General features: G+C 58.9%; 2 protein-coding genes and 2 pseudogenes. 2 read left to right on the top strand and 2 right to left on the bottom strand.

All coding sequences use genetic code 11. The features are described from left to right. Positions 1-46 precede the first annotated feature (46 nt). Positions 47-214, top strand: a pseudogene (locus HX803_RS33285) (penicillin-binding transpeptidase domain-containing protein); the annotation flags it as partial. A gap of 5 nt (positions 215-219) precedes the next feature. Here HX803_RS33285 and mrdA read toward each other — a convergent pair. Together mrdA and HX803_RS31450 are read right to left on the bottom strand one after the other, a co-directional pair. After that, positions 220-1,663, bottom strand: a pseudogene (gene mrdA / locus HX803_RS31455) (penicillin-binding protein 2); the annotation flags it as partial. 134 nt (positions 1,664-1,797) lie between these two features. Continuing rightward, complete coding sequence (locus HX803_RS31450) at positions 1,798-3,213, bottom strand: aldehyde dehydrogenase family protein (RefSeq protein ID WP_178925975.1); 1,416 nt, start codon at positions 3,211-3,213, stop codon at positions 1,798-1,800. A 102-nt stretch (positions 3,214-3,315) separates the two neighbouring features. Here HX803_RS31450 and HX803_RS31445 point away from each other — a divergent pair, with 102 nt between their 5' ends. Next, positions 3,316-4,206 carry a LysR family transcriptional regulator gene (locus tag HX803_RS31445; protein ID WP_178925974.1) on the top strand — a complete coding sequence of 297 codons (891 nt, stop codon included), beginning with the start codon at positions 3,316-3,318 and terminating at the stop codon, positions 4,204-4,206. The last annotated feature ends 74 nt before the right edge of the window (positions 4,207-4,280 follow it).

Raw genomic sequence — 4,280 nt, 5'->3', positions numbered from 1 at the left:
CCACAAATACCGCAACTGGAACCACAGCGGCGACGGCTGGGTGGACATGGATGCCGCGATCATGCGGTCCAACGACACCTACTTCTATGACTTGGCCCACAAGCTCGGCATTGATCGTCTGCACGATTACCTGGCCGAGTTCGGCCTTGGCCAGAAAGTGTCCCTGGACATGTTCGAAGAGTCAGCAGGCCTGATGCCATCCCAAGCCTGGAAGCGCGCAACCCGCCGCCAGCCCTGGTTCCCGGGTGAAACCGTGATCCTTGGCATCGGGTTATTATCCACCGGCGGCACGCCGTTGATCGTCTTGGCCAGGTGCGGTCGGTTCCACACGCCTTTGTTGGCGATCAGCGCGGTGGCCTGGGCCAATTGCAGCGGCGTGACCTGCATGTAGCCCTGNNGACTCTTCGAACATGTCCAGGGACACTTTCTGGCCAAGGCCGAACTCGGCCAGGTAATCGTGCAGACGATCAATGCCGAGCTTGTGGGCCAAGTCATAGAAGTAGGTGTCGTTGGACCGCATGATCGCGGCATCCATGTCCACCCAGCCGTCGCCGCTGTGGTTCCAGTTGCGGTATTTGTGGTCAAAATCGGGCAACTGGTAGTAACCGGGGTCGAACACGCGGGTTTGCGCCGTGACCACACCGCTGTCGAGGCCAGCGATGGCCACCTCGGGTTTGATGGTCGAACCCGGCGCGTACAGCCCGCGCAGTACGCGATTGAACAGCGGGCGGTCGATGGAATCGTGCAGGGCGGCGTATTCCTTGAAGCTGATCCCGGTCACAAAACTGTTGGGGTCGAAGCTCGGCTTGCTGACCATGGCCAGTACTTCGCCGGTCTGCGGGTCGAGGGCGACCACCGAACCGCGACGATCGCCCAGGGCTTCTTCAGCGGCTTCCTGGAGGTGAACGTCGAGGCTCAATACGATGTTTTTGCCGGGAATCGGGTCGGTGTGCTTGAGCACGCGCAACACACGGCCCTGGGCGTTGGTCTCGACCTCTTCGTACCCTACGTGGCCGTGCAGTTCGGACTCGTAGAAGCGTTCGATACCGGTTTTGCCGATGGACTGGGTACCGCGGTATTCCACCGAGTCGAGGGCCTTGGATTCTTTCTCGTTGATGCGGCCGACGTAGCCAATGGAATGGGCGAAATGCGCGCCCAATGGATAATGGCGGACAAATTGCGGCTCGACGTCTACGCCAGGCAAACGGAATTCGTTCACCGCCAATACAGCGATCTGTTCTTCGGTCAGTTCATAGAACAGCGTGACGGGCACAAAAGGATGGCGGGCTTGCTTGAGCGCCTTGTCAAACACAGCACGGTCTTCGGCTGGCAGATGCAACAGGCTGACGATAGCGTCCAGTTCGCCCTTGAGGTCGGTGGTGCGCTCGCGGGTGATGGTCAAGTTGTAGCTGGGGCGGTTGTCAGCGAGGACGACGCCGTTGCGGTCATAAATCAGCCCGCGGGTCGGGGTGATCGGCAATACATGGACGCGGTTGTTTTCAGAAATCGTGGAGTGGTAGTCGTACTGCACCACCTGCAGAAAATACATGCGCCCAACCAGGGCGCAGGTGATGCCAATCACCAGCAGTGCGCAGGCAAGCAGGCGCTTGTTGACCAGGCGGTTTTCTTTTTCGTGATCCTTGATCGGTATCGGTTCAGGCATTTCTACAGCATCTCGTTGAAGAAGGTCGACGCCGCATCCTGCGGATAAAAGATCAATCCTTGTGAAAATGTGCTGCACCATACCAAAAATGCAGAAACACTTTGCATCGATTTCCCCAACGGCATGCCGTTTTGTCAGGACAGGACGGATTTTGGCTCCAGAAATGCCTCCAAACCGAACGTCCCGCACTCGCGGCCGATACCTGACTGTTTGAACCCACCAAAGGGGGCGCGAGGTTCGTGGGCCAACGTATTGATAAGCACGCGGCCCGCCTCGATGCGCGTGGCCAGTGCGTGGGCCTTTGGCAGATCCGAAGACAGGATGTACGCCTGGAGGCCGTAGGCCGTGTCATTGGCTATCGCCAGGGCTTCTTCCTCGTCGCTGTAGGTGATGATCGACAGGACGGGGCCGAAAATCTCTTCACGAGCGATGGTCATCTGGTTCGACACACGGCTGAAGACCGTAGGTTTCACAAACCAACCCGTGGTGACGCCCTCTGGCAATCCTGGACCACCGGCCAATAAGCGGGCGCCCTCTTCCATGCCGATGTGTATGTATCGCTGGACGCGCTGCCATTGCTTGAGGCTCACCATGGGGCCAACGCTGGTGGCAGGGTCATTGGGGTCACCCGCCTGGACCTTCGCCACTGCCTCGACCATCAATGCTTCGACTTCTGCCAGGCGGTGGGCGGGTACAAGAATGCGGGTGCCGGCGATACAGGCTTGGCCGCTGTTCATGAAACCGGCTTGAATGGCCATGGGTACAGCGCTAGCGAGATCGGCATCCTCGAGAATCAGTACCGGAGATTTCCCACCCAATTCGAGCGTGATTCGTTTCAAGGTTTCAGCGCCGGCACGCAGGATTTGTTTGCCGACGGCGGTAGACCCGGTGAACGAGACTTTCGCAATATCCGGGTGCGTGCTCAGCACGGCACCGACGGTTTCACCTCGGCCCGTGACGATGTTGAACACTCCTGGCGGCAAACCCGCTTCGTGCAACGCGCGCGTGACGATGGAGGTCTGCAGGGCGCTCATTTCGCTGGGTTTTATCACCGCCGTACACCCGGCGGCTAACGCCGCAGCCAGCTTGCCGCAGATGAAACCGGCATTGCTGTTCCAAGGTGTGATGAGCCCGGCAACGCCGAGGGGTTGCAGGGTCACTTCGGCGATACCGATGCGCCGTGTAAAGACGTAATCATCCAATACGTTTGCGGCGTCCAGCAGCACGCTCGCGGCATGCTTGGCCATCCATTGCGCACGCGATAACGGCGCTCCGTACTCAAGAATAATGGCGGCAGTGAGCTCCGCTTCTACAGAGGCTACGGCTGCGTGCATGCGCTTGAGGTAAATAACGCGCGTCGCTTTGGGTGTACGGGAAAACTCGGGAAATGCCTGTTTGGCGGCGCTGATCGCGCTGATTGCGTCGTGCTCGTCAGCCAGGCGGACCTGAGCAATGGGCTCGGCGGTCGCGGGGTTGAACAGGTCGAATCGTTCTTCACCGTGGGGCGTCACGAACTGACCATTTATGTAGATCTGGTTGATCTGAAGCATGGAGCCTCCGAAGGCACTCAATTGGTATGCCCTACGGTAAGCCACTATGATTGATCTGATAATCCGCACAAATCGGAACGACTTGATGAGCAATTCAGGACAATGAACACATCGGGATTGAACGAGCTGGAAGCAATCTTGGCAGTCGCCCGGCATCGCAGCTTTCGGGCGGCGGCGACAGAGTTGAATGTGTCGACGTCGGCGCTGAGTCACTTGGTCGCCGCGCTTGAGGCACGAATGGGTGTGCGATTGTTCAATCGCACGACGCGCAGCGTGTCCCTTTCGGAGATTGGCGCGGAGTTTGTGCGCACGGTGACGCCCGCCCTGTCGACCATCCGTATGGCGCTAGAACAAGCGGGGAATAGTCAGGCCGCACCGAGCGGTACTCTGCGCCTTAATACTTCAGCAGGCGCCGCCAAGCAGGTGATGCCACTGCTGCTGGAGTTCATGCAGCGCTATCCGCAAATGAAGGTGGATATCGTCACTGAAGGGCGCCTTGTCGATATCGTGGCGCAAGGATTTGATGCCGGGATCCGCCTGGGCGATAGCGTTGCGCAAGATATGATCGCTGTCGATATCAGTCCGCCTCAGCGGTTCGCGGTATTGGGCAGCCCTGCCTACTTTGCCAGGCGCCCTGCCCCTTTAAGCCCCCTGGATCTGGGCGCCCATGAGTGCATACGCAGTCGAATGCCGAGCGGTGCGATCTATCGTTGGGAGTTTGCACGTCACGGTGAAGCGATTGCGGTGGATGTACAAGGTGCGCTGACGCTTGATAACCCCACTTTGATGCTTCAAGCCGCCAGAGCGGGAATGGGGCTGACTTACCTGACGGAATGGAACGCCGCCACGGACCTCACGCAAGGAACACTGGTACGCGTGCTGGAAGACTGGACGCCCGCCTATGACAAGCTGCGCCTCTATTACCCGGGTCGACGCCATGTGCCTGCCGGGTTGAGGGCGCTTATTGAGTTGATCAGGGAGAAGGGGTTTTGATGTGAAGGGGCTTGGGCTTAGGCTCATGGGTGAGCGTCGCTGATAGTAAGGTCTGCTTTTCGACCGCCCAAAAC

The organism is Pseudomonas sp. P7548, from assembly GCF_013386585.1.
Lineage (GTDB): Bacteria > Pseudomonadota > Gammaproteobacteria > Pseudomonadales > Pseudomonadaceae > Aquipseudomonas.
Note: the sequence above shows the minus strand (reverse complement) of the source record. Positions and strands in the feature narration are given on the sequence as shown.